The organism is Actinomadura sp. 6K520 (genome assembly GCF_004349245.1).
GTDB lineage: Bacteria > Actinomycetota > Actinomycetes > Streptosporangiales > Streptosporangiaceae > Spirillospora.
Genome location: NZ_SMLC01000421.1, coordinates 1 through 877 on the forward strand (window position 1 = coordinate 1; position 877 = coordinate 877).

The following is an 877-nucleotide window of genomic DNA, read 5'->3' on the forward strand; positions in this document are numbered from 1 at the left end:
CGGCCTTCGTGGTCGGCGATGACGATGGCGCCCGCCTGGTCGTGCTGGGCGCGGCGGATGGCCTCGGCGAGGGGGACGTCGGCGGTGACGAGGGCGGCGCGGCGGGCGAGGCCGCGGGCGGCGAGGCGGGGGATGCGGTCGCGGACGTGCTCGGCGCGGATGGCCTGGGTGGCGCCGACCCAGATGAAGGAGGCGACGAGGGCGGACCACAGGAGGGCGAGCCAGCCGATGCCGCCGGTGGCGTTTCCGTCGGGGGCGGCGGTTCCGTAGGTGGCGAGGTAGGCGCCGGCGACGAGGCAGGCGATGGCGACGCCGCGGCCGACCCATCCGGCGATGATGGCGCCGCTGCGGCTGCGGCCGGTGGCCTTCCAGACGGCGGCGCGGACGAGGCGTCCGCCGTCGAGGGGCAGGCCGGGCAGGAGGTTGAAGACGCCGACGAGGAGGTTGGCGAAGGCGAGGGCGTCGACGAGGAGGAGGGCCACGTCGGGGAGGGGGAGCAGGAGGTGGGCGAGGATGCCGAGTCCGGCGAGGACGAGGTTGACGAGGGGGCCGGCGAAGGCGATGAGGAATTCGCGGCCGGGGGTGGGCGCCTCGCGTTCGATGGCGGTCTCGCCGCCGAGGACGTGGAGGGTGACGGAGCGGACGGGGAGGTGGAAGGCGCGGGCGGTGACGGCGTGGCTGAGTTCGTGGATGAAGACGGAGCCGTAGAGGAGGACGGCGTAGGCGAAGGCGACGAGGTAGCTGAGGGGGCGTTCGACGACGCCGTCGACCTGGCCTTCGAAGAGGACGGTGATGAGCGCGGCGACGAGGAACCAGCTGGGCGAGACGTAGACGGGGATGCCGAAGGGGCGGCCCATGAGGAGGCCGGGGCGGGAGG

The 877-nt window shown here is 74.5% G+C and carries 1 protein-coding gene; it reads right to left on the reverse strand.

Features of this window, described 5'->3' with window-relative positions; translation table 11 throughout:
* Nucleotides 1–877 (reverse strand): site-2 protease family protein (locus E1289_RS37775; protein ID WP_243713497.1); only part of this gene is annotated, 877 nt, incomplete at both ends.